21 protein-coding genes are annotated in these 22134 nt (G+C 64.1%); 18 read left to right on the top strand and 3 right to left on the bottom strand.

Features of this window, described 5'->3' with window-relative positions:
- The first annotated feature begins 113 nt into the window (after positions 1 to 113).
- From kdsA to IVA82_RS11955, 5 genes are all read left to right on the top strand, one after another.
- Entirely contained in the window at positions 114 to 977 is an 864-nt protein-coding gene (gene kdsA, locus IVA82_RS11975; protein ID WP_247383794.1) for a 3-deoxy-8-phosphooctulonate synthase, read from the top strand.
- A complete protein-coding gene (locus IVA82_RS11970) occupies positions 977 to 2185 on the top strand; it encodes an MFS transporter (RefSeq protein ID WP_247383793.1) in 1209 nt (402 codons plus the stop codon). The genes kdsA and IVA82_RS11970 overlap by 1 nt, the downstream gene beginning before the upstream one ends.
- 104 nt (positions 2186 to 2289) lie before the next feature.
- Positions 2290 to 4164: a glutaminase A gene (gene glsA, locus IVA82_RS11965; RefSeq protein ID WP_247383792.1), complete on the top strand. Its 1875-nt coding sequence runs from the start codon at positions 2290 to 2292 to the stop codon at positions 4162 to 4164.
- Between the two features lie 116 nt (positions 4165 to 4280).
- Positions 4281 to 4733: a hypothetical protein gene (locus IVA82_RS11960; RefSeq protein ID WP_247383791.1), complete on the top strand. Its 453-nt coding sequence runs from the start codon at positions 4281 to 4283 to the stop codon at positions 4731 to 4733.
- On the top strand, positions 4726 to 5958 hold the full coding sequence (locus IVA82_RS11955) for a biotin/lipoyl-binding protein (RefSeq protein WP_247383790.1): 1233 nt from the start codon (positions 4726 to 4728) through the stop codon (positions 5956 to 5958). Before IVA82_RS11960 ends, IVA82_RS11955 begins: the two co-directional genes overlap by 8 nt.
- 23 nt (positions 5959 to 5981) lie before the next feature.
- On the opposite strand, the gene queF is transcribed toward IVA82_RS11955, so the two are convergent.
- Both queF and IVA82_RS11945 read right to left on the bottom strand, forming a co-directional pair.
- Positions 5982 to 6443 carry a preQ(1) synthase gene (queF, locus tag IVA82_RS11950; protein WP_247383789.1) on the bottom strand — a complete coding sequence of 154 codons (462 nt, stop codon included), beginning with the start codon at positions 6441 to 6443 and terminating at the stop codon, positions 5982 to 5984.
- Between the two features lie 124 nt (positions 6444 to 6567).
- Complete coding sequence (locus tag IVA82_RS11945; protein WP_247383788.1) at positions 6568 to 7545, bottom strand: lyase; 978 nt, start codon at positions 7543 to 7545, stop codon at positions 6568 to 6570.
- Positions 7546 to 7721: 176 nt separating this feature from the next.
- On the opposite strand from IVA82_RS11945, the gene eno reads away from it, so the two are divergent.
- The 4 genes from eno (at position 7722) to IVA82_RS11925 (ending at position 11479) form a co-directional block, all read left to right on the top strand.
- Complete coding sequence (eno, locus tag IVA82_RS11940; protein WP_247383787.1) at positions 7722 to 9005, top strand: phosphopyruvate hydratase; 1284 nt, start codon at positions 7722 to 7724, stop codon at positions 9003 to 9005.
- 32 nt (positions 9006 to 9037) lie between these two features.
- Positions 9038 to 10171, top strand: coding sequence for a zinc-binding dehydrogenase (locus IVA82_RS11935; RefSeq protein ID WP_247383786.1), 1134 nt, complete (start codon positions 9038 to 9040; stop codon positions 10169 to 10171).
- 210 nt (positions 10172 to 10381) lie between these two features.
- Positions 10382 to 10933, top strand: coding sequence for an NAD(P)H-dependent oxidoreductase (locus IVA82_RS11930; RefSeq protein WP_247383785.1), 552 nt, complete (start codon positions 10382 to 10384; stop codon positions 10931 to 10933).
- Positions 10934 to 11161: 228 nt separating this feature from the next.
- Positions 11162 to 11479 (top strand): septum formation initiator family protein, encoded by a 318-nt coding sequence (locus IVA82_RS11925; protein ID WP_247383784.1) that lies wholly within the window; start codon positions 11162 to 11164, stop codon positions 11477 to 11479.
- On the opposite strand, the gene IVA82_RS11920 is transcribed toward IVA82_RS11925, so the two are convergent.
- Positions 11480 to 12496 carry an ABC transporter substrate-binding protein gene (locus IVA82_RS11920; protein WP_247383783.1) on the bottom strand — a complete coding sequence of 339 codons (1017 nt, stop codon included), beginning with the start codon at positions 12494 to 12496 and terminating at the stop codon, positions 11480 to 11482.
- A 286-nt stretch (positions 12497 to 12782) separates the two neighbouring features.
- Between IVA82_RS11920 and IVA82_RS11915 the strand changes: the two genes are divergently transcribed.
- From IVA82_RS11915 to lpdA, 9 genes are all read left to right on the top strand, one after another.
- Complete coding sequence (locus IVA82_RS11915) at positions 12783 to 13742, top strand: GAF domain-containing protein (RefSeq protein WP_247383782.1); 960 nt, start codon at positions 12783 to 12785, stop codon at positions 13740 to 13742.
- Between the two features lie 184 nt (positions 13743 to 13926).
- Entirely contained in the window at positions 13927 to 15444 is a 1518-nt protein-coding gene (gene adh / locus IVA82_RS11910) for an aldehyde dehydrogenase (RefSeq protein ID WP_247383781.1), read from the top strand.
- Positions 15445 to 15698: 254 nt separating this feature from the next.
- Positions 15699 to 16721 carry a pyruvate dehydrogenase (acetyl-transferring) E1 component subunit alpha gene (pdhA, locus tag IVA82_RS11905; RefSeq protein WP_247383780.1) on the top strand — a complete coding sequence of 341 codons (1023 nt, stop codon included), beginning with the start codon at positions 15699 to 15701 and terminating at the stop codon, positions 16719 to 16721.
- 29 nt (positions 16722 to 16750) lie between these two features.
- On the top strand, positions 16751 to 18142 hold the full coding sequence (locus IVA82_RS11900; RefSeq protein WP_247383779.1) for a pyruvate dehydrogenase complex E1 component subunit beta: 1392 nt from the start codon (positions 16751 to 16753) through the stop codon (positions 18140 to 18142).
- A 3-nt stretch (positions 18143 to 18145) separates the two neighbouring features.
- On the top strand, positions 18146 to 18448 hold the full coding sequence (locus IVA82_RS11895) for a DUF5076 domain-containing protein (RefSeq protein WP_247383778.1): 303 nt from the start codon (positions 18146 to 18148) through the stop codon (positions 18446 to 18448).
- Between the two features lie 2 nt (positions 18449 to 18450).
- Complete coding sequence (locus IVA82_RS11890) at positions 18451 to 18903, top strand: nucleoside deaminase (protein WP_247383777.1); 453 nt, start codon at positions 18451 to 18453, stop codon at positions 18901 to 18903.
- A gap of 61 nt (positions 18904 to 18964) precedes the next feature.
- Positions 18965 to 20308: a pyruvate dehydrogenase complex dihydrolipoamide acetyltransferase gene (locus IVA82_RS11885; protein WP_247383776.1), complete on the top strand. Its 1344-nt coding sequence runs from the start codon at positions 18965 to 18967 to the stop codon at positions 20306 to 20308.
- Between the two features lie 21 nt (positions 20309 to 20329).
- Complete coding sequence (locus IVA82_RS11880; protein WP_247383775.1) at positions 20330 to 20563, top strand: hypothetical protein; 234 nt, start codon at positions 20330 to 20332, stop codon at positions 20561 to 20563.
- Between the two features lie 17 nt (positions 20564 to 20580).
- Positions 20581 to 22002, top strand: a complete 1422-nt coding sequence (gene lpdA / locus IVA82_RS11875) for a dihydrolipoyl dehydrogenase (RefSeq protein WP_247383774.1) — start codon at positions 20581 to 20583, stop codon at positions 22000 to 22002.
- Positions 22003 to 22134: the final 132 nt, after the last annotated feature.

Below are 22134 nucleotides of genomic sequence, written 5' to 3'. Positions count from 1 at the left end.
GGCAGGCTTGCTGCGAGCTTTGGCGCAACCATGATATTCGAATGGCCGGGCCGAATGGGGTTGATCCGACCCGTTCGGCCGCTATGGTCGCGGCGAAACGAGGGAAATTGGCTTTGAGCTCTTGGAATTCAGCGGCGCCGGTCGTCACCATTGGTTCGGTCAAATTCGGCAATGATCTGCCGATCTCGATCATTGCCGGGCCGTGCCAGCTCGAAAGCCGCCAGCATGCGCTGGAGGTGGCCTCTGCGCTGAAGGAGATCGCGGCGCGGCTGAAGGTCGGCCTCGTCTACAAGACCTCGTTCGACAAGGCCAACCGCACCAGCGCGTCGGCCGCGCGCGGGCTCGGGCTTGCGCAGTCGCTGCCGATCTTCGCGGAGATCCGTTCGTCGCTCGGCCTGCCGGTGCTGACCGACGTGCACGACGCCGCGCAGTGCGCCGAGGTGGCGCAGGCGGTGGACGTGTTGCAGATCCCGGCCTTCCTGTGCCGGCAGACCGATCTGCTGCTGGCGGCGGCCGCGACCGGCAAGGTCGTCAACGTCAAGAAGGGCCAGTTCCTGGCGCCGTGGGACATGGCGAACGTCGTCGCCAAGATCACCAGCGCCAACAATCCGAACGTGCTCGTCACCGAGCGCGGCGCCTCCTTCGGCTACAACACGCTGGTCTCGGACATGCGCGCGCTGCCGATCCTGGCGCGCACCACCGGCGCGCCCGTGATCTTCGATGTTACCCATTCGGTGCAGCAGCCGGGCGGGAAGGGGACGTCCTCGGGCGGCGAGCGCGAATTCGTGCCGGTGCTGGCGCGCGCGGCCGTTGCGGTCGGCGTTGCCGGCGTCTTCATCGAGACCCATCCGGATCCCGACCGTGCACCTTCCGACGGTCCCAACATGGTGCCGCTCCGCGAATTCGAAGGCTTGATCCGCACGCTGATGGCGTTCGACGCGCTGGCCAAGCATTCGTCTCAGGCGGGCGCGCATTGATGCAGCAAGGCGAGGCGCGGCCGCACGAGCACAGTTTGCCGGCCGCGCTCTACGTCATCTCCGGCGCGAGCTTCGCTGCGGCGCTGTCGGCGCGGGCGCTCGATCCGGTGCTGCCGCATGTCGCCGAGGATTTTGGCGTCAGCATCGCGACTGCCGCCGGCTTTGCCGCTGTGTTTGCCTTCACCTTCTCCATCATCCAGCCGCTGGTTGGCGCTGCCGCCGACCTGTTCGGCAAGACCCGGCTGATGATCGGCTGCCTCGCGCTGCTCGGTCTTGCCAATATTCTCGGTGCGCTCTCGACCTCGTTCTCGCTGCTGTTCGCCAGTCGCATCCTCGCCGGCATCGGCTCTGGCGGCGTGTTTCCGGTCGCGCTGAGCCTGACCAGTGATCTCGTCGGGCCGGAGAAGCGGCAGGTCGCGATCAGCCGGACGCTCGCGGGCGCGATGACCGGAAACCTGCTCGGCGCCTCGGCCTCCGGCCTGATCGGCGATTTCCTCGGCTGGCGCGGCGTGCTGGCGGTGCTCGGCGTGCTGGTGATCGTCGCATCGATCGCGGTGGGGGCCGGCTTTCATGGTGCGAAGGTCAAGCATCCGCCGAAGACGAGCCTGTCGGCGTTGAAGGCCGGCTATCGCACCATCTTCACGAATCCGAACGCCTATGTCTGCTATTCGGCGGTGTTCGTCGAAGGCTGCTGTGTGCTCGGCCTGTTTCCCTACATCGCCTCGTTCCTGTTCGAGCTCGGGCAGACCTCGCTCTCGATTGCCGGCATCGTGATCGCAGGCTTTGCGGTCGGCGGCTTGTTCTACACGATGACCGTGTCACGCCTGCTGCCGTGGCTGGGCATGAAGGGAATGATGATCGCGGGCATGACGCTGGTGGCCTCGCAGCTCGTCACTGTGGCCTTCGGTCCGCGTTGGGAAGTGCAGGCGCTGAACCTCGTCGTGATGGGCTGGGGCTTCTACATCGCCCATGGCTGCCTCCAGGTCTTTGCCAGCGAGCTCTCGGTCGAGGCGCGCGCCACCGCGCTGTCGCTGCATTCGTTCTTCTTCTTCATGGGACAGACCGTCGGGCCGCTTGCCTATGGCTTCGGACTCCAGCATGGCGGCAAGATACCGACACTGTTCGCGAGCGCCGCGATCATGGTGGTCCTCGGTGTCGTCTGCGCCCGGTTGCTCAAGCCGCGTGCACCATCCGACGCGCGGGCTTGAAGGAAGTATCAAGCTACCGCTCATCGTGTTTGAGTGTCACGGCCGCTTCCCGCATGCATGGCACGAGGATTGCTTCGATTTTGAGCAAATCGAGGTGAGAGACCGTGGACGCCCAGCCCAGCCGTTCGCCCAGCGCAGCCGGCGCGACCCGACCAACCGGATATCCTACCAGGCCACCGCTACGGCGCTTCCTAACCGATTGCCACGCGGAATTCAGGCTCGACGGTTCGGGCGAACTTGCCGATTACATTCCGGAGCTGAAGCGCGCCAATCCCGACCATTTCGGGATCGCGCTCGTCACCATTGACGGCCACATCTACGAAGTCGGTGACAGCGCGGTGCCGTTCACGATCCAGTCGGTTTCGAAGGCCTTCGTCTTCGCGCTGGCGTTGGAGATGGTCGGCGAGGAGCGCGTCGCCGCCACCATCGGGGTCGAGCCGAGCGGCGAGGCCTTCAATTCGATCCGGCTCACCAACGACAACCGTCCCTTCAACCCCATGGTCAATGCCGGCGCCATCGCCTGCTCGGGCCTGATCTACGAGGTGGACGAAAAGGGCGCCTTCGAGCGCGTGCGCTCCAAGCTCAGCCAGTTCGCCGGGCGCGAGCTCGGCGTCGACGAGGCCGTGCATGCCTCGGAAACCGCGACCGGCAACCGCAACCGCGCCATCGCCTGGCTATTGCGCAATTACGCGGTGCTGCCGGATGACGTCGATGCGGTGCTTGATGTGTATTTCCGGCAATGCGCGATCCTGGTGACTGCGCGCGACCTGGCGGTGATGGCGGCTACGCTCGCCAATCGCGGCATCAATCCGGTGACGGGTGCGCAGGTGATCACGCCGCACATCGTCGCCCGCACGTTGTCGGTGATGACGAGCTCTGGCATGTACGACTATGCCGGCGAATGGACCTATCGCGTCGGCATCCCCGCCAAGAGCGGCGTCGGCGGCGGCATCGTCGCGGCGCTGCCGTCGCAATTGGGGCTCGGCACCTTCTCGCCGCTGCTCGACAATCACTTCAACAGCGTGCGCGGCCTGAAGGTCTGCGAGGCGCTGTCAGCGCGGTTCGACCTGCACATGCTCAACCGCAATGCCGACGTCCGCACCTGCATCATGGCGGATTACGACGCCTACGGCATCTCCTCGCGCCGCAGCCGCCCGCCGCACGAGCAGCAGATCCTCGATGATCGCCACAGCGACGTCCGCATCCTCGAACTGGTCGGCGCGCTCAGTTTCGGCACCATCGATTACATCACGCGAAGGCTCGCCAGCGAGCCGCCGAATGCGCCGCTGCTGATCATCGATTTCCGCCGCGTCCCCGACATCACCGCGGCCGGCGCCGAGTTGCTCGGGGAGACTCTGACCGCTCTCCGCAATGGCGATATCACCACAATTCTGTCCGGCTTCGAGGAGACGTCCGCCGTGTGGTCGGCGATCTCGGCGCGCACCGCGGAGCCGCGCCGATTGCGTCGCTTTGCGCTGCTCGACGACGCCATCGAGTGGGCCGAGGACCAGGTGATCTACCGCTTCGGCGGCTTCACCGACGTGAAGGAGAGCGCGCATCTCGGCGAGCAGGCCTTGCTGGCCGAGCTCGAGGCCGACGAGATCGCCGCCATCGTCAAGCTCTCGACCATGCGGCACTACGCGGCCGGCCAGCGCATCATCGCGGCTGGCGCGCCCGCCAATTCGCTGTTCTTCCTCCAGAGCGGCATGGTCAGTGTTAAATTGCGAAGTGGCGTGCGGCTGGCTTCGCTCGGACCCGGCATGGCGTTCGGCGAGATGGCCATGCTCGAGAAAAGCCGCAGCGCCGACGTCTTCGCCGATGCGCCCGTCACCTGCCTCGAACTGCCGCTCGACAGCTTCGCCGACTACCGTCGCCTCCACCCGGAGACCTCGCTGAAGATCATGCGCAACCTCGCCGCCATCCTGGCGCGGCGGCTGGTGCTCGCGAATGCGAAGGTCGATCTGCTGAGCGCCTATTAGAATTGGCAAGCAAGCCTGCCCTTGGCCGACACCGGCTTTGTGCTTGCCAAGTTCCCGCATTGTGAAACAATGAACGCGGAGCGGTGAGCTCCCAATACAATTTCAGGGAGTGACGCGTGAGTGAACCGCTGCATCCCGCTGCTCCCCATCACCTGCCGTCCTTCATCACTGCACCTGGCGACACGGATGTCCTGATGCTTGTCGTCGGCATCTTTCTGATCGGCGCCGTTCTCGCGGTCGGCAACTTCTATCTGCATCTGCACACTCTGCCGGAGCGGATGGCGCACAAATCGCAGAAGCTGCAGTTCGAGATCGTGGCCGTGCTGGGGCTGCTGGCGCTATTCACGCACAACCACCTGTTCTGGGTGATCGGCCTGTTCCTCGCCATGATCGATCTGCCGGACTTCAGCACGCCGCTGCGCAAGATTGCCGGATCGGTGGAGAAGATGGCTGGTGTTGCGCCGGAGCAAGCCTCGACCGAGCCGCCACATGAAGCCGCTGCAGTGCACACTTCTGCAGCCGCCGATGCCAAGGGCAGCGCCAAGAGCGAGGTGCACGGCCATGCTTGAGCTGCTCCTCTGTTCGCTCCTCACCATATTTCCGGACTACCTCTACCGCCGCTATCGGCAGGGTAAGCGCATCGGGCACGAAATCACGCTCTATTCGGTCTGGTTTGAACTGCGATTTGGCATCATCGCCTGCCTGATGCTGACGGTGTCGCTGATCACGATGATCTTCTATTTTCATCCGTCGACCTCGTCGGCGACGTTGTTCTATCGGACCGTTCCGATCGTCCCGGAAGTTAGCGGCCGGGTCGCCGAGGTTCATGTCGATGTCAGCGCGTCCGTCAAAAAAGGTGATGTGCTTTTCCGGCTCGACAGCGCCAAGCAGGAAGCCTCGCTGCTGACAGCCAAGCGCAAAATCGCCGAAGTCGATGCCGCGATGCTGGCGGCGCAAGCCGATATCATGAAGGCGGATGGGCAGCTTCAGGAGGCAAAGGGCTTGTTGCAGCAGGCGACGGACGAACTCGACACCAAACGCGAATTGCAGAAGCGCAACCCCGGCATCGTTCCGCAACGCGACATCGAAAAGCTCGAAGTGGTTGCCGCGGGGCGCCAGGGCACTCTCGACGCCGCGACTGCTTCCAGGCAATCCGCCATGACGCGACTGAGCGCTCTGCTGCCGGCGGAGAAGGCCAGCGCCGAGGCGGCGCTGGCTGAAGCGCAGGTCGATCTGGACAAGACGTTCATTCGGGCCGGTGTCGACGGGCGGGTCGAGCAGTTCGGCCTGCGGCCGGGCGATATCGTCAATCCGATGATCCGGTCAGCCGGTGTTCTGATCCCGGAAGGAGCGGGACGGCGCGCGCTCATGGCAGGGTTTGGGCAGATCGAGGCTCAAGTCATGAAGGTTGGAATGGTGGCCGAGGCCACTTGCATCTCCAAGCCGTGGACGATCATTCCGATGGTCGTGACCAACGTGCAGGACTACATCGCAGCGGGGCAGTTCAGGGGCGGCGAACAATTGATCGACGCGCAGCAGGTCGTGCGTCCCGGCACCATCCTGGTTTTCATGGAGCCGATCTACAAGGGCGGGCTGGAGGGCGTGACGCCCGGCAGCAGTTGTATCGCCAACGCCTATACCAGCAATCACGAACTGATCTCGTCGGGAAAGCTCGGCTCGTTCAAGAGCTTCGGTTTGCATGTCGTTGATGCGACCGGGCTTGTGCACGCCATGTTGTTGCGGATTCAGGCCCTGCTGCTGCCGATCCAGACGCTCGTGCTGAGCGGGCATTGATCGGCCAGCAAGCACGCCGGAGATCAGCCCCGCCCGCGGTACGGCGCGACGCCTTGCTCCGGCACCCATAACCCCTTCGGCACGCGGCCGGTCTGCCAGAACACGTCGATCGGTATACCGCCGCGCGGATACCAATAGCCGCCGATGCGCAGCCATTTCGGCTTGATCTCGGCGGCGATGCGCTTGCCGATCATCACGGTGCAGTCTTCGTGGAAGGCGCCGTGATTGCGGAAGCTCGCGATGTAGAGCTTGAGCGACTTCGACTCCAGCAGCCACGGACCCGGCGCGTAGTCGATCATCAGATGCGCGAAATCCGGCTGTCCCGTGACCGGGCAGAGCGAGGTGAATTCCGGCACGGTGAACCGCACCAGAAAGTCGGTGCCCATTTGCGGATTAGGCACGCGGTCGAGCTGCGCTTCCTCCGGTGTGTGCGGCCATTCGACCGCGCGCCCGAGCTGGAGGGATTTTTTCGCCATCGTTTGCATCCTTTCGAGCATGATCCGGAAAAGTGGATGCCTCTTTTTCCGAAAAGATCATGCTCAATCAAAACTGGAGCGCGATTGGATCGCGCTCCAGAGGACGCCGGGATGGACGCAATTGTGGCCGTCGTCAACCGGTTGCGGTCGTCTGGATCATGACCACGCGGTCGTTGCCGGACTCGCAGCCCCAGAGCTCGCCCGGCCGGCCGTCGAGCTGGCGGACATTGGCGTTGGCGCGGTCGCTGGGAAAGCTGGTGAATTTTTCGGTGGCGGGATCGAAGCGCACGATCGCATTGGCGGAAAAGTCGCTCAGCCAGACCTTGTCCTTGTCGTCGACATAGACCGCGTAGGCGCGGGGACGCTCGCCCGGCAGCTTCCAGGTTTTCCAGGAGCCATCGGCGGAATCGTGCACCGAGACATGGCCGCTGTTCCACTCGCTGACCCAGATCCGGCTCCTCGAATCCGACCAGACCCGCCGCGAGCCCTGGTTCGGCGTCGGCGGCTCGACCACGGTCGCATGGCCGCTCGCCAGGTCGATCTTCGCGACATAACTGCCGGCGAGCGAGGCGTACCAGACGTCGCCCTTGGGCGTGACCGTGATGCCGTAGGGCCCGACGCCCTTCGGCGCCTTGAACACCGTCATGTCGCCGGATGTTGGCGCGAGCCGGCCATAATAGCCGGACTGTCCGGTGAACCAGTAGGTGCCGGCCTTATCGAACACGCCGGTGTTGAGATTGGCGGAGGCGAATTTCTCCGGCAAGCGGAACAACGTGACCTTCAAATCCGCCGGATCGACCCGCGCGATCGCGTTCTGGCCACCTTCGGTAATCCAGGGCGCCCCATCAGGGCCGATCGTCACGCCATGGGGGGCGGCGCCCTGGCCGAGACTGACGGTCTTGAAACTGCCGTCCTTCGGATCGAGCCTACCGAGCATGCCCTTGCCCTGCGCGGTGAACCAGACGGTGCCGTCGGGCGCGGGCGTGACGTCGTGCAGGCCGATGCCGGGGCTGATCGGGAAATATTTTGTCCGGAACGGTCCCTCCTGCGCAAAACTTGGGCGGATCGCGAACAAGGCGGCGCTCGAGGCAAGAAACTGGCGGCGATTCATGGCGTTACCCCGACTATTTGAGATGGAGGTTGGACGCGCAGATCAGGCAGGGTCAAGCTTAGTCCGAGCCGCTTCACGCGTCAGTCGAAGGGCGCCGCCCAAGCGTTCACATTTGCTTGCGCTCCGTGTAAGACCGCGGCGAACCGATCAAACCTAAAGAACGGAAGTGCACCATCATGACCGCCATCATCGACATCATCGGCCGCGAAATCCTGGATAGCCGTGGCAATCCCACCGTCGAGGTCGATGTCGTGCTGGAGGATGGCGCGCTCGGGCGCGCCGCCGTGCCATCAGGTGCCTCCACCGGCGCCCACGAGGCGGTGGAACTGCGCGACGGCGACAAGGCCCGTTATCTCGGCAAGGGCGTCTCCAAGGCGGTCGGCGCCGTCAATGGCGAGATCTTCGAGGCCCTGAGCGGCATCGATGCCGAGCAGCAGGTCCAGATCGACCAGATCATGATCGACCTCGACGGCACGCCGAACAAGAGCCGGCTCGGTGCCAACGCCATCCTCGGCGTTTCGCTGGCCTGCGCCAAGGCGGTCGCGAACTCGCTCGACATGCCGCTCTACCGTTACGTCGGCGGCACCTCGGCGCGGCTCTTGCCGGTGCCGATGATGAACATCATCAATGGCGGCGTGCATGCCGACAACCCGATCGACTTCCAGGAGTTCATGATCCTGCCGGTGGGTGCGTCCTCATTCGCCGAGGGCCTTCGCTACGGCGCCGAAGTCTTCCACACCTTGAAGTCGGAGCTGAAGAAGGCCGGCCACAACACCAATGTCGGCGACGAGGGCGGCTTTGCCCCGAACCTGCCGTCGGCCGACGCCGCGCTCGAGTTCGTCATGAACGCGATCGGCAAGGCCGGCTACAAGGCCGGCACCGATATCGTGATCGGGCTGGACTGCGCCTCGACCGAGTTCTTCAGGGACGGTAAGTATGTCTACGAAGGCGAGGGCAAGACCCGCTCGGTGTCCGAGCAGGCCAAATATCTTGGCGATCTGGTCTCGCGCTATCCGATCGTCACCATCGAAGACGGCATGTCGGAAGACGACATGGACGGCTGGAAGGAGCTTACCGACCTCATCGGCAAGAAGTGCCAGCTGGTCGGCGACGACCTCTTCGTCACCAACGTCAAGCGCCTGGCGGAAGGCATCAAGGCCGGCCGGGCCAATTCGATCCTGATCAAGGTCAACCAGATCGGCACGCTGACCGAGACGCTCGCCGCCGTCGAGATGGCGCACAAAGCCGGTTACACCTCGGTGATGTCGCATCGATCCGGCGAGACCGAGGATTCCACCATCGCCGACCTCGCGGTCGCCACCAATTGCGGACAGATCAAGACCGGCTCCCTGGCGCGTTCCGACCGCACCGCCAAATACAACCAACTCCTGCGCATCGAGCAGCAGCTCGGCAAGCAGGCGCTCTACGGCGGCAAGGCGGCACTGAAGGCGCTGGCATAAGCCGGCGCTTTGACAACACAGGGAGGATCGACATGAGCGACGGCAACAACGGCCTGCAACTGCGTTCGCTGATCAAGAAGAGCGGTGAGCTCGAGATCTCGCTGGTCGACGTGCCGACCCCCGAACCCGGGCCGGACGAGGTCGTCGTCCGTGTCGAGGCGGCGCCGATCAACCCGTCCGATCTCGGGCTTTTGGTTGGCGCGGCCGACATGAGCACGGCGAAGGTGTCGGGCACGAAGGAGTCTCCAGTCATCACCGCGAAGGTGCGGGAGGGCGCGATGCGGGCAATGGCCGGTCGGCTCGACGAGTCCATGCCGGTCGGCAATGAGGGCGCAGGCGTTGTCATCAAGACCGGCTCGTCCGACGCTGCGAAGGCGCTGATGGGCAAGACCGTCGCGATGATCGGCGGCGCCATGTACACGCAGTACCGAACCCTGAAGGCGAGGGACTGCCAGTCGCTGCCCGCAGGCACCACCGCAGCGGAGGGCGCGTCCTGGTTCGTCAATCCGCTCACCGCGCTCGGCATGACCGAAACCATGCGTCGCGAGGGCCACAAGGCGTTGGTGCATACCGCGGCGGCCTCCAATCTCGGCCAGATGCTGAACAAGATCTGCATCAAGGACGGCATCCCGCTGGTCAACATCGTGCGCAGCAAGGAGCAGGCCGACATCCTGCACAAGCTCGGCGCCAAATATGTCGTCGATTCCACCGCGCCGAGCTTCCTTGACGATCTCACCAAGGCGCTGGTCGAGACCGGCGCCACCATCGCCTTCGACGCGATCGGCGGCGGCAAGCTCGCCGGCGACATCCTCAATTGCATGGAAGCCGCGATCAACAAGACCGCCAAGGAGTACAGCCGCTACGGCTCCAACGTGCACAAGCAGGTCTACGTCTACGGCGCGCTCGACGTCCGCCCGATTGAGCTGCCGCGCGGCTTCGGCATGGCCTGGGGCGTCGGCGGCTGGCTGCTGTTTCCGTTCCTGATGAAGATCGGGCAGGCGGACGTCGCGAAGCTTCGCCAGCGCGTGGTCGATGAATTGAAGACAACCTTTGCCAGCCACTACACCAAAGTGGTGTCGCTTCAGGAGGCGCTCGATCCCGCCAATATCGCGGTCTACGCCAAACGGGCGACCGGCGAAAAATTCCTCATCAATCCGAATAAATGATTCTGTTGGCCCAGAATCCGACGATCTGATCAGTCCGACATCGCATTCGATGATCAGGCCGCCTTGTGGCGGCCTGATTGTTTTGGGGCGACGGTCTCCTTTCGCGAAACTCAGTGTTTCCAAATCGGATCGGTTCATGCACTTGCATGCATCGGCCGGGATCGCTTAAGTGCCGGCGCGACACTCCCGCTGAAGATTTCGAGGACAACCATGGCCTACAACATCGTCACCATCGCCGGCAGCCTGCGCAAGGACAGCTTCTCGCTGAAGATCGCCAAGGCGCTCGCCAAGCTCGCGCCGGCATCTCTCAAGCTCGAGGTCGTCACGCCGGCGGGGATCTCGTTCTTCAACCAGGACCTCGAGGGCGCGCCGCCGGCGGACTGGCTGGCCTTCCGCGAAGAACTCCAGAAGTCGCACGGCGTCCTGTTCGTCACGCCGGAATACAATCGCGCGATCCCGGGCGTGTTGAAGAACGCCATCGATGTTGCCTCGCGGCCCTATGGCAAGAGCTCGTTCAACGGCAAGCCGGTCGGCATCATCTCCAACTCGCCGGGCCCGCTCGGCGGCGTCAGCGCCGCAAAGACCCTCCAGAACATCCTGCCCGGCATTGCCGGTCCGATCATGCAGCAGCCTGAGATGTACCTGAACGCCGTCGGCGACGCCTTCGACGCGGACGGCAACCTGATCAAGGACTCGCTGAAGCCCGTGCTCCAGGCCTATATCGACGCCTTCGCCGTGCACGTGGCGAAGCATCACGGCTGAAGCCCACACCGAAGTCCCCGTCATGGCCGGGCAGGAGCGCGAAGCGCGTCTTCGCGCTAGATGTCCCGGCCATCCACGTCTTTCCTTGTGGCGACGAAGACGTGGATGCCCGGCACAAGGCCGGGCATGACGGCTAGTGAGAAAGAGCCCCGTTTATCGCGCTTCTATGCAACCGACCGGGCAGGGGAAATTAGCACTCCCTTAACCAACCTGCTCCATCTTGCCAAAATGGTCTCCCGCGCGCGCCTGAAATCGATCCTGACCGGTCTCGCCCTCTACGCGATGGCGGCTGCGATCGTCGGCTATTTCGGCGTCAACGCCTATACCGGCAAATACGGCCTGAATGCGCGCCAGGAACTCGACCAGGAGATCATCGCCCTGACGAGCGAACTCGCGCAGCTCAAGCGCGAACGCGCCAGGAGCGAGCAGCGCGTATCGCTGCTGCGCTCCGAGAAGATCGATCCCGACATGCTGGACGAGCGCGCCCGCTTTCAGCTCGACTATGCCAATCCGCATGATCTCGTTCGGATGAGCGGCCGGAACTGATCAGAGTGTCGCTAGCCTGGCTGCGCCGCTGGCGAGCGTCTCGCTGAAGCTCGTATCCCAGAACCTTGCGACGTCGACCTGCGCGTCGAGCACCCCGAGCTTGAGAAACGTGTCGGCGACCTTTTGATGGGTCTCGGGGACATCCGGCGTCACACCGACGAGGGAAAAATCAGCACTGCGGCGGGTGAACTGATCGAGGATATCTTCGATCGGCAGATGCGTCTCGGCGACTTGGGCTGTCGCATAGACCTTGAAGTTCTTGTTGGCGAAGGCGTAGGCGCGCTGGATGCGCAGCAGCAGGTCGGCCAGCGCCGCATGCCGCAGCGGATCGTCGACCGCCTTCGGATTGGCGTAGATCGGGAAGTTTCCGGAGAGATAGCCGACGCCGGTCTTAAGAAGGCGTGCGCCTTGCTTGGAGATCGCGAGCTGGCCGTTGTAGCCGTAGATCGCCCAGGCCTCCAGCTTGCCCGAGGCGAAGGCGGTATAGCCGTCGGACGGCGTCAGGTTGATGGCTTCGATGTCGTTGAAGGAGAGGCCGGCTTCCTCGAGCTGCTTGGCCAGGAAATAATGCGCGGTCGTGGCGCGGACATAGCCGACTTTCTTGCCCCTGAGGTCCGCGATCGATTGGATCGGCGCGTCCTTGGCGGCAACCGTCACCTGGGTGTTGAGATCCTCATGGGTGACCGCGATGAACCGTACGCTGGCATTCTTGCGCGCGGCGAACATCGCGGGAATCTCGCTGCCTGAGCCGAGATCGAGCGCGTCGCTGTTCAGCGCCTCGATATGCAGCACGCCGTTGTTGAGCTCCTTCCAGTCGATCTTGTAGGGCGTCTGGTCTTCGCCGGCCGCCTGAAGCAAAGCGCGCCAGCCGCCCTTGTAGTAGGCCACGCGCAGCGTCGTGCTGCCAAGATCGATCTGTGCGCCCGGCTTGCTCTGCGCTCGCGCGCCGAAGGCTACGAGGCCGCCTGCGAGCGTGCCGATCAGGGAGCGTCTTGAAAGGACAAACGGGCTGGTCATTGCGGTTCCTGTCGAAGAGGTCTCGGTGCCGACAGGATAGGTCACACGCCGACTGGGCTCTATTCTGTATTTCCAGGCTTGAGTGAAACGCACATTCCAACTTTTGCGACGACGCGTTCCATTCGGTTCTTGCGCCCATGCCGAAGGTCGTAGGTGGGGAAGGAGTTGTGTCTTGACGGCGACGACGTCCCGGGTTCATGCCTTCTCCACGCTGCACACCAGGTTTTGACGCAGATCAATCAGGCAGCGTCGGCACGTTCTAGATTGCCACCCGGAGGAAACAGCGATGAATGGGCAAGCCCCCCGGCATCACGCGGCCCGCGTCGAGGCTGCCATCGCGTCAGGCCAGGCGGCTCGCTCCGCGCTCGTGGCCTCGTGGCGCCGCTCGTCCCGGCTGCATCATCTCGATCCCGGCGGCCGTCACTCGCCGATGCGGCTGAGCGAAGCGGAGTTGCGAGCGGCGCGCGAGCGCATCGCGCCGCTGCTGGCCGCCGCGCGAGGGGCAATGGACCGGCTCTACCAGGCGGTTGGCGCCGCCGGCTGCTGCGTGCTGCTTGCCGATAGCGACGGCGTGCCGGTCGATCGTCGCGGCAGTCCGGCCGACGATGCCACCTTTGAGTCATGGGGCCTGTGGACCGGTGCGCTCTGGAGTGAGGAGCACGAGGGTACCAACGGCATCGGCACTTGCCTCGTCGAGCAGCGTCCGCTGACGATCGACCGCGATCAGCACTTCTTCACCCGCAACACGCTACTGAGCTGCACCGCCGTTCCGATCTACGAGCACGACGGGAGTCTCGCCGGCGTGCTCGACGTCTCCTCCTGCCGCGCTGACCGCACCGACGCATTTGCCAATCTGATCGCGCTCGCGGCGGGTGAAGCGGCTAGGCGGATCGAGGCCGATTTGTTTCGCAAGGCGTTCGCCCATGCCCGCATCGTGCTGACGCAAGCCACGGACGGCCAGTGCGGCGGTCTGGTCGCGGTCGATGCGGATGATCTCGTGATCGGCGCGACAAGGTCCGCCCGGGTGGGACTTGGGATTGCACCCGGCCGCCCGTTGCAGCCGGTGCCCGCGGCCGATCTCCTCGGCGGCGATACCGCGCACGACCACCTTGCCGGCGGTCAGCGCGCGGTCTTGCAGCGGGCGATGCTCCGCGCGGGTGGCAATGTTTCGGCGGCCGCCAAGGCCCTCGGCGTCAGCCGCGCCACGCTACACCGAAAGCTCAACCGGTTCGGTCTGAACCACTAAATTTTCGATTCGCCGGACCACGATCCATCCTTCATGCAGCCGCAGCGACTGTCGCAGAACTGCGACAGGTCGGCTCCAGCATCGTTTCCGCCCGGGCTGACAGAACATCACTCCCGCGACATCGTCGGCGCAAGTCGCGACCACGCGACGAATTTGCGCAAACAGCAAACATCGGGAGTGATCAATGAACAAGGTGGAATTCCTCAGCGTCACCAAGCATCCCTTCGCCGCACGCTACGACAACTTCATCGGCGGCAAGTTCGTCGCGCCGGTCTCGGGACGGTATTTCGACAATGCCTCGCCGGTGAACGGCCAGATCGTCTGCAAGATCGCGCGCTCCGACCATCAGGACGTCGAGGCTGCGCTCGACGCCGCGCATGCCGCCAAGGCTGCCTGGGGACGCACCAGCGCCGCCGAGCGCGCCGCGATCCTGAATAAGATCGCCGACCGCATGGAAGAAAATCTCGAGCGCCTCGCTATCGCCGAGACCTGGGACAACGGCAAGCCGATTCGCGAGACCCGCGCCGCCGACCTGCCGCTCGCGATCGACCACTTCCGCTATTTTGCGGGCGCCATCCGGGCCCAGGAAGGTTCGCTCGGCGAGATCGACCAGGACACCATCGCCTATCATTTCCACGAGCCGCTCGGCGTGGTCGGCCAGATCATTCCCTGGAACTTTCCGCTGCTGATGGCCTGCTGGAAGCTTGCACCCGCGCTGGCCGCCGGCAATTGCGTGGTGCTCAAGCCCGCCGAGCAGACGCCGGCCTCGATCATGGTCTGGGCCGAGATCGTCGGCGATCTCTTGCCGCCCGGCGTCCTCAACATCGTCAACGGCTTTGGCCTCGAAGCCGGCAAGCCGCTGGCCTCGAGCCCACGGATTGCCAAGATCGCCTTCACCGGCGAGACCACGACAGGTCGGCTGATCATGCAGTATGCCAGCCAGAACCTCATTCCCGTCACGCTGGAGCTCGGGGGCAAGTCGCCGAACATCTTCTTCAAGGACGTCACCGCAGAAGACGACGACTTCTACGACAAGGCGATTGAAGGTTTCGTCATGTTCGCGCTGAACCAGGGCGAGGTCTGCACCTGTCCGAGCCGGGCACTCGTCCATGCAGACATCTATGACCGCTTCATGGAGCGGGCCCTCAAGCGGGTTGCCGCAATCAAGCAAGGCGATCCGCGCGAGGCCGACACCATGATCGGCGCGCAGGCCTCCGGCGAGCAGCTGGAGAAGATTCTCTCTTACATCGACATCGGCAAGCAGGAGGGCGCGAAGGTGCTGGCCGGCGGCGGACGTGCCAACCTGACCGGCGACCTTGCTGGCGGTTTCTACGTTCAGCCGACGGTATTCGAGGGCCACAACAAGATGCGAATCTTCCAGGAAGAGATATTCGGCCCCGTCGTCTCGGTCACGACCTTCAGGAACGACGACGAGGCGCTCGCGATCGCCAACGACACACTTTATGGCTTGGGGGCCGGTATCTGGAGCCGCGATGCCAACCGCTGCTACCGCTTCGGCCGGGCGATCCAGGCCGGACGGGTCTGGACCAATTGCTACCATGCGTATCCTGCGCATGCTGCATTCGGCGGCTACAAGCAGTCGGGCGTCGGGCGCGAGAACCACAAGATGATGCTCGATCACTACCAGCAGACCAAGAACCTGCTGGTCAGCTACAGCCCGAAGAAGCTCGGCTTCTTCTGATCGGGCAGGAGCGGGCGGCGTCATTTGGCGCCGCTCTCTCCGGCAAACGGGCGCTGACGAGCGCCGCGCTTCGAGGCGCGGCCCCGTCAATCGCCTGTGATTAAATTTGTTGCCGCATCGGCGCCAAAGATTTTCCAATATTTCGATCACGTTGCAGTGCGGCATAATGAAAGTCATATCATTCCGCCCCGGTGCTTTCGCGCGCGTTTGAACTGGGTTAGAGAGGGCTTAGTTTTCTCTGACCCGGAATTCCTATGGCCGCACCTAAGAAAGCCGCCGCGAGCACCCCACAGCATAAGACCAACGGCGGTTCGCCCCCGGAATTTACGCGGGAGCAGGAGCTCAAGGCGCTCCGCGACATGCTTCTGATCCGGCGATTCGAGGAAAAGGCCGGCCAGCTTTACGGCATGGGCGCGATCGGAGGCTTCTGCCACCTCTATATCGGGCAGGAGGCCGTGGTGGTCGGCATGCAGATGGCCCTGAAGCTGGGCGATCAGGTGATCACCGGCTATCGCGACCACGGCCACATGCTCGCCACCGGCATGGAGGCCAACGGCGTCATGGCCGAGCTCACCGGCCGCCGCGGCGGTTATTCCAAGGGCAAGGGCGGCTCCATGCACATGTTCAGCAAGGAGAAGCACTTTTACGGCGGCCATGGCATCGTCGGCGCGCAGGTCTCGCTCGGCACCGGCCTTGCGTTCGCCAACCACTATCGTGGTAACGACAATGTCAGCGTCACCTATTTCGGCGACGGCGCGGCCAACCAGGGCCAAGTCTATGAGAGCTTCAACATGGCCGAGCTGTGGAAGCTGCCGGTGATCTACGTGATCGAGAACAACCGCTATGCCATGGGCACTTCGGTCTCGCGCGCCTCGGCGCAGCAGGATTTCTCCAAGCGCGGCGCCTCCTTCAATATTCCTGGCATGCAGGTCGACGGCATGGACGTCCGCGCCGTGAAGGCGGCGGGCGAGGAGGCTGCGGCCTGGTGCCGTGCCGGCAAGGGTCCCTACATCCTCGAGATGCAGACCTACCGCTATCGCGGCCACTCGATGTCCGACCCCGCAAAGTACAGAACGCGCGAGGAGGTCGAAAAAGTCCGTCACGATCAGGACCCGATCGAGCAGGTGCGCAATCGCCTGCTGGCCGCCAAGGTCAGCGAGCAGGATCTGAAGGCGATCGACGCCGAGGTGCGCGACATCGTCAACGCGTCCGCCGACTTTGCCCAGCATGATCCCGAGCCGGACGCCGCCGAGCTCTGGACCGACATTTATCGCTGAACGCGCGCAAGCTTTCTTTTGGAGTCGATATGCCAATTCAAGTGCTGATGCCCGCGTTGTCACCCACGATGGAAAAGGGCAACCTCGCCAAGTGGCTGAAAAAAGAGGGTGAGACGATCAAGTCAGGCGACGTCATTGCCGAGATCGAGACCGACAAGGCCACCATGGAGGTCGAGGCGACCGATGAAGGCACGCTCGGCAAGATCCTGATCCCCGAGGGTACCGCCGACGTCGCCGTGAACACGCCGATCGCGACGATCCTGGCCGATGGCGAGACCGCCGCGGATCTCGCCAAGGCACCGGCACCTGTCCAGCAGCAGAAGGCTGCAGAATCCGCAGCCCCGGCCGCCGCAAAGGCCGAGGCACCCGCGCCCAAGGCTGCGACGTCCGCGCCGCGGGTCGTCGCCGCGCCCGATCCGGAAGTCCCTGCCGGCACCGAGATGGTGACGCAGACCATCCGCGAAGCCTTGCGCGATGCCATGGCCGAAGAGATGCGCCGCGACGCCGACGTTTTCGTCATGGGCGAGGAAGTCGCGGAATATCAGGGCGCCTACAAGGTGACCCAGGGTCTCTTGCAGGAATTCGGCGCCAAGCGCGTCATCGACACCCCGATCACCGAGCACGGCTTTGCCGGCATCGGCGTCGGCGCTGCGATGACCGGGCTGAAGCCGGTCGTCGAGTTCATGACCTTCAACTTCGCCATGCAGGCGATCGACCAGATCATCAACTCCGCGGCCAAGACGCTCTACATGTCCGGCGGACAGATGGGCTGCTCGATCGTGTTCCGTGGGCCGAACGGCGCCGCCGCGCGTGTCGCCGCCCAGCACAGCCAGGACTATTCGTCCTGGTATTCGAACGTCCCGGGTCTCAAGGTGGTCGCGCCGTTTTCGGCCGCGGACTACAAGGGCCTGCTCAAGGCCGCGATCCGCGATCCCAATCCGGTGATCTTCCTCGAGAACGAGGTGCTCTATGGCCACACCGGCGAAGTGCCGAAGCTCGACGATTTCGTAATCCCGATCGGCAAGGCGCGCATCGTGCGCTCCGGCAGCCACGTCACCATCATCTCCTGGTCGAATGGCATGACCTATGCGCTGAAGGCCGCCGACGAACTCGCCAAGGACGGCATCGAGGCCGAGGTGATCGACCTGCGCACGCTGCGTCCGATGGACACCGAGACCATCGTCAACTCCGTCAAGAAAACGGGTCGCGCGGTCACGGTGGAAGAGGGCTGGGCGCAGAGCGGCGTCGGCGCCGAGATCGCTGCGCGAATCATGGAAAACGCCTTCGACTATCTGGACGCGCCGGTCGCGCGCGTCTCCGGTAAGGACGTGCCGATGCCCTACGCGGCGAACCTGGAGAAGCTCGCGCTGCCCTCGGCGGCCGAAGTGGTCGAAGCCGCCAAAGCCGTCTGCTACAGGTAGACCATGGCGGGCCCGAAGGAGCAGCCGCTACCGCCCGACGTCATGACCCGCGAGGACGCGGTTGAGATCCTGCGCGTGTTCGTGCTGGACGGCGGGCTGTCGATGGCGTTCCAGCGCGCCTTCGACGAGCCCGACATGTGGGGCTTGCTGCTCGTCGATCTCGCCCGTCACGCCGCGCGCGCCTATGCGCGCGAGAGCGAGTATACCGAGGAGGATGCCCTGAACCGGATCCTCGAGATGTTTCAGGCGGAGATCGAGCGGCCGACCGATACCGGCACGACGACACCGCGCGGGAAGGGGCACTGACCGTGGCGATCGAATCCTATCATTTCGATTTCATGCTGGAGGCGATCCGCGAGGCGGAGGCGTCTATCGCGCAGGGCGGCCTGCCGATCGGCGCGGTGCTGACGCGCGACAACAAGATCATCGCCCGTGGTCACAACAACCGCGTGCAGGAGAACAATGTCATCCTGCACGGTGAGATGAGCTGCCTGCGCGAGGCGGGCACCATCTCGTTCCACGACACCGTCATGTACACGACGCTGTCGCCATGCTCGATGTGCGCCGGCGCGCTCGCTTTGTTCAAGGTCTCGCTGGTGGTGATCGGAGAATCCGTTACTTTCCCGGGGTCGAAGGACATCCTCGACAAGTTCGGCATCCCCTGGATCGACCTTGCCGACGACCGCTCCATCACCATGATGAAAAATTGGCGTTCCAATCCGGCCAATGAGCGGCTGTGGCAGGGCGACATCGGCAACTAACCCTGGTCTGTTCGTCTTCGCTTCGAGGACGACGTTTTGAAAAGTTCTTCGTGAGGTCAGCATGCCCATCAACATCCTGATGCCCGCTCTTTCGCCGACGATGGAGAAGGGCAACCTCGCCAAGTGGCTGAAGAAGGAAGGCGACAAGGTCAAATCCGGCGACGTCATCGCCGAGATCGAGACCGACAAGGCGACCATGGAGGTCGAGGCGATCGACGAAGGCACGATCGCCAAGATCCTGGTGCCAGAGGGCACGCAGGACGTCCCGGTCAACGACGTGATCGCGGTATTGGCCGGCGAGGGCGAGGATGTGAAGGCCGCGAGCGCCGGGGCTGCCAAGCCAAGCGCCTCGGCTGCGCCGCCCAAAGCCGCTGAAGCTCCTGCTGCCGCGCCGGCACCGGCTGCTGCGAAAGCGCCGCCTGCCGCGGCACCCGCGCCGCAGGCCGCGGCTCCCGCTGCACATGGCAACGGCCATGGCGGCCGCGTATTTTCGTCACCGCTGGCGCGCCGTCTCGCCAAGGACGCCGGCATCGATGTTGCGATGGTGGCCGGCAGCGGCCCGCACGGCCGCGTGGTCGCGCGCGACGTCGAGCAGGCCAAATCCGGCAGGGGCCTGAAGGCGCCCGCGGCGACCCCATCCTCGGTGCCCGCGATCGCGCCGACCATGTCGGACAAGCAGATCCTTTCGCTGTTCGAGCCCGGCTCCTACGAAGTCGTCCCGCATGACGGCATGCGCCGCACCATCGCGCAGCGCCTGACTGCGTCGATCCAGAACGTCCCGCACTTCTATCTCACTATCGATTGCGAAATCGGCAAGCTGCTCGCCGCCCGCGAGGAGATCAACGCCGCCGCGCCGAAGGACAAGGAGAAGAAGCCGCTCTACAAGATCTCGGTCAACGACTTCGTCATCAAGGCGATGGCGGTCGCGCTGCAGAAGATCCCGAACTGCAATGTGAGCTGGACCGAATCCGGCATGGTCAAGCACCACCATTCCGATGTCGGCGTGGCCGTCGCGATGCCCGGAGGCCTGATCACGCCGATCATCCGCAAGGCCGAGACCAAGACGCTGTCGACCATCTCTAACGAGATGAAGGATTTTGCCGCGCGGGCGCGCTCGCGCAAGCTGAAGCCGGAAGAATACCAGGGCGGCACCACCGCGGTCTCCAACCTCGGCATGTTCGGCATCAGCCACTTCACCGCCGTGATCAACCCGCCGCACGCGACCATCCTCGCGGTCGGCACCAGCGAGGAGCGCCCCGTCGTGCGCGGCGGCAAGATCGAGATCGCGCACATGATGAGCGTGACCCTGTCCTGCGATCACCGCGCTATCGACGGCGCGCTCGGCGCCGAGCTGATCGGCGCCTTCAAGCAGCTGATCGAAAATCCAGTCATGATGATGGTCTGACGCGCGGCAAAGGGGGCAACGTTGCATGTCCGTACCCGCTGGCCATGGATATCGCTGCTGCTTGGAGCTGTGGTTGCGCTCAACCCGATTGGGCTCGATTTTCTTTACTCCGCGTTCTTTGCCGGTGAACAACTGGCACGGAACATCGCCCAGCCTATCGTTCTGATTGCCTTGGCCGTGATGGCTTTGGCGACGATGCTCGAATGGCTGGTGAGGTCTTTTCTGATCAGGCGCCGCGCCCGCGGCGCCTCTTGAGTTGAACGGGAGCCCGCATGGCCGACACATCCTTCGACGTCATCATCATCGGGTCCGGCCCCGGCGGCTATGTCACCGCGATCCGCGCTGCCCAGCTCGGTCTCAAGACTGCGATCGTCGAGAAATCGTATCTCGGCGGCATCTGCCTGAACTGGGGCTGCATCCCGACCAAGGCGCTGCTGCGCTCGGCCGAGATCTATCACTACATGCAGCACGCCAAGGATTACGGCCTGTCGGCGGAGAAGGTCTCGTTCGATCCAAAAGCCGTGGTGCAGCGCTCGCGCGGCGTCTCCAAGCGGCTCAACGACGGCGTCGGCTTCCTGATGAAGAAGAACAAGGTCAGCGTGATCTGGGGCGCCGCCTCGATCGACGCACCCGGCAAGGTCACCGTGAAGAAGTCCGACGTCGAGGCGCCGAAGGGCGCACTGGGCGAGGGCAGCTACCAGGCCAAGCACATCATCGTTGCGACCGGCGCGCGGCCGCGCGTGCTGCCCGGGCTCGAGCCCGACGAGAAGCTGATCTGGACCTATTTCGAGGCGATGGTCCCGGAGCGGATGCCGAAGTCGCTGCTGGTCGTGGGCTCCGGCGCAATCGGCATCGAATTCGCGTCGTTCTTTCACACCATGGGCTCCGACGTCACCGTGGTCGAGGTGCTGCCGCAGATCCTGCCCGTCGAGGACGCGGAGATCGCAGCCCTGGCGCGCAAGCGTCTGGAGAAGCAGGGCATCAAGATGATGACCTCGACCAAGGTGACGAAGCTGGAGAAGAAGGCCGACAGCGTCGTCGCTACCACCGACGACGGCAAGGGCAAGCCGGCCACGACCGAGTTCGAGCGCGTGATCTCCGCCGTCGGCGTCGTCGGCAACGTCGAGAATCTCGGCCTCGAAAAGCTCGGCGTCAAAACCGACCGCGGCTGCATCGTGATCGACGGCTACGGCAAGACCAACGTGCCCGGCATCTACGCCATCGGCGACGTCGCAGGACCCCCGATGCTGGCGCACAAGGCCGAGCATGAGGGCGTGATCTGCGTCGAGGCGATCACGGGCCTGCATCCGCATCCCATGGACAAGAACCTGATCCCGGGTTGCACCTATTGCCAGCCGCAGGTCGCCTCGGTCGGTCTCACCGAAGCCAGGGCCAAGGAGAACGGCCGCGAAATCCGCGTCGGCCGCTTCCCATTCGTCGGCAACGGCAAGGCCATTGCGCTCGGCGAGGACCAGGGCCTGGTCAAGGTGATCTTCGACAAGAAGACCGGGCAGCTGCTCGGCGCGCACATGGTCGGCGCAGAGGTGACCGAGCTGATCCAGGGCTACGTCGTCGCAATGAATCTTGAGACCACGGAAGAAGAGTTGATGCACACGGTGTTCCCGCATCCGACCCTGTCGGAGATGATGAAGGAAGCGGTGCTCGATGCCTATGGAAGGGTATTGAATCTTTGACGATCGGACGGGCACACCGTCTTGACCCGTCATCCTGAGAGCTTGTGACCCATTCGATTTCTGCGGGTTTTGTCGGTGAGATTGCCACTGCGGTCGCGGCAATGGGAGGCTTTGGGTTTGAGTTTGTGGTGA

The sequence above is a fragment of the Bradyrhizobium sp. 142 genome, assembly GCF_023074015.1.
GTDB lineage: Bacteria > Pseudomonadota > Alphaproteobacteria > Rhizobiales > Xanthobacteraceae > Bradyrhizobium.
This window is presented reverse-complemented; position numbering and strand designations above follow the sequence as displayed.

Bases quoted from the DNA above. Each gene is read 5' to 3' on its own strand.
- IVA82_RS11970 (WP_247383793.1), top strand. From the start codon at position 977: ATGCAGCAAGGCGAGGCGCGGCCGCACGAGCACAGTTTGCCGGCCGCG.
- IVA82_RS11955 (WP_247383790.1), top strand. From the start codon at position 4,726: ATGCTTGAGCTGCTCCTCTGTTCGCTCCTCACCATATTTCCGGACTAC.
- queF (WP_247383789.1), bottom strand. From the start codon at position 6,443: ATGCAAACGATGGCGAAAAAATCCCTCCAGCTCGGGCGCGCGGTCGAA.
- IVA82_RS11945 (WP_247383788.1), bottom strand. From the start codon at position 7,545: ATGAATCGCCGCCAGTTTCTTGCCTCGAGCGCCGCCTTGTTCGCGATC.
- eno (WP_247383787.1), top strand. From the start codon at position 7,722: ATGACCGCCATCATCGACATCATCGGCCGCGAAATCCTGGATAGCCGT.
- IVA82_RS11935 (WP_247383786.1), top strand. From the start codon at position 9,038: ATGAGCGACGGCAACAACGGCCTGCAACTGCGTTCGCTGATCAAGAAG.
- IVA82_RS11930 (WP_247383785.1), top strand. From the start codon at position 10,382: ATGGCCTACAACATCGTCACCATCGCCGGCAGCCTGCGCAAGGACAGC.
- IVA82_RS11925 (WP_247383784.1), top strand. From the start codon at position 11,162: ATGGTCTCCCGCGCGCGCCTGAAATCGATCCTGACCGGTCTCGCCCTC.
- IVA82_RS11920 (WP_247383783.1), bottom strand. From the start codon at position 12,496: ATGACCAGCCCGTTTGTCCTTTCAAGACGCTCCCTGATCGGCACGCTC.
- IVA82_RS11915 (WP_247383782.1), top strand. From the start codon at position 12,783: ATGAATGGGCAAGCCCCCCGGCATCACGCGGCCCGCGTCGAGGCTGCC.
- adh (WP_247383781.1), top strand. From the start codon at position 13,927: ATGAACAAGGTGGAATTCCTCAGCGTCACCAAGCATCCCTTCGCCGCA.
- pdhA (WP_247383780.1), top strand. From the start codon at position 15,699: ATGGCCGCACCTAAGAAAGCCGCCGCGAGCACCCCACAGCATAAGACC.
- IVA82_RS11900 (WP_247383779.1), top strand. From the start codon at position 16,751: ATGCCAATTCAAGTGCTGATGCCCGCGTTGTCACCCACGATGGAAAAG.
- IVA82_RS11895 (WP_247383778.1), top strand. From the start codon at position 18,146: ATGGCGGGCCCGAAGGAGCAGCCGCTACCGCCCGACGTCATGACCCGC.
- IVA82_RS11885 (WP_247383776.1), top strand. From the start codon at position 18,965: ATGCCCATCAACATCCTGATGCCCGCTCTTTCGCCGACGATGGAGAAG.
- lpdA (WP_247383774.1), top strand. From the start codon at position 20,581: ATGGCCGACACATCCTTCGACGTCATCATCATCGGGTCCGGCCCCGGC.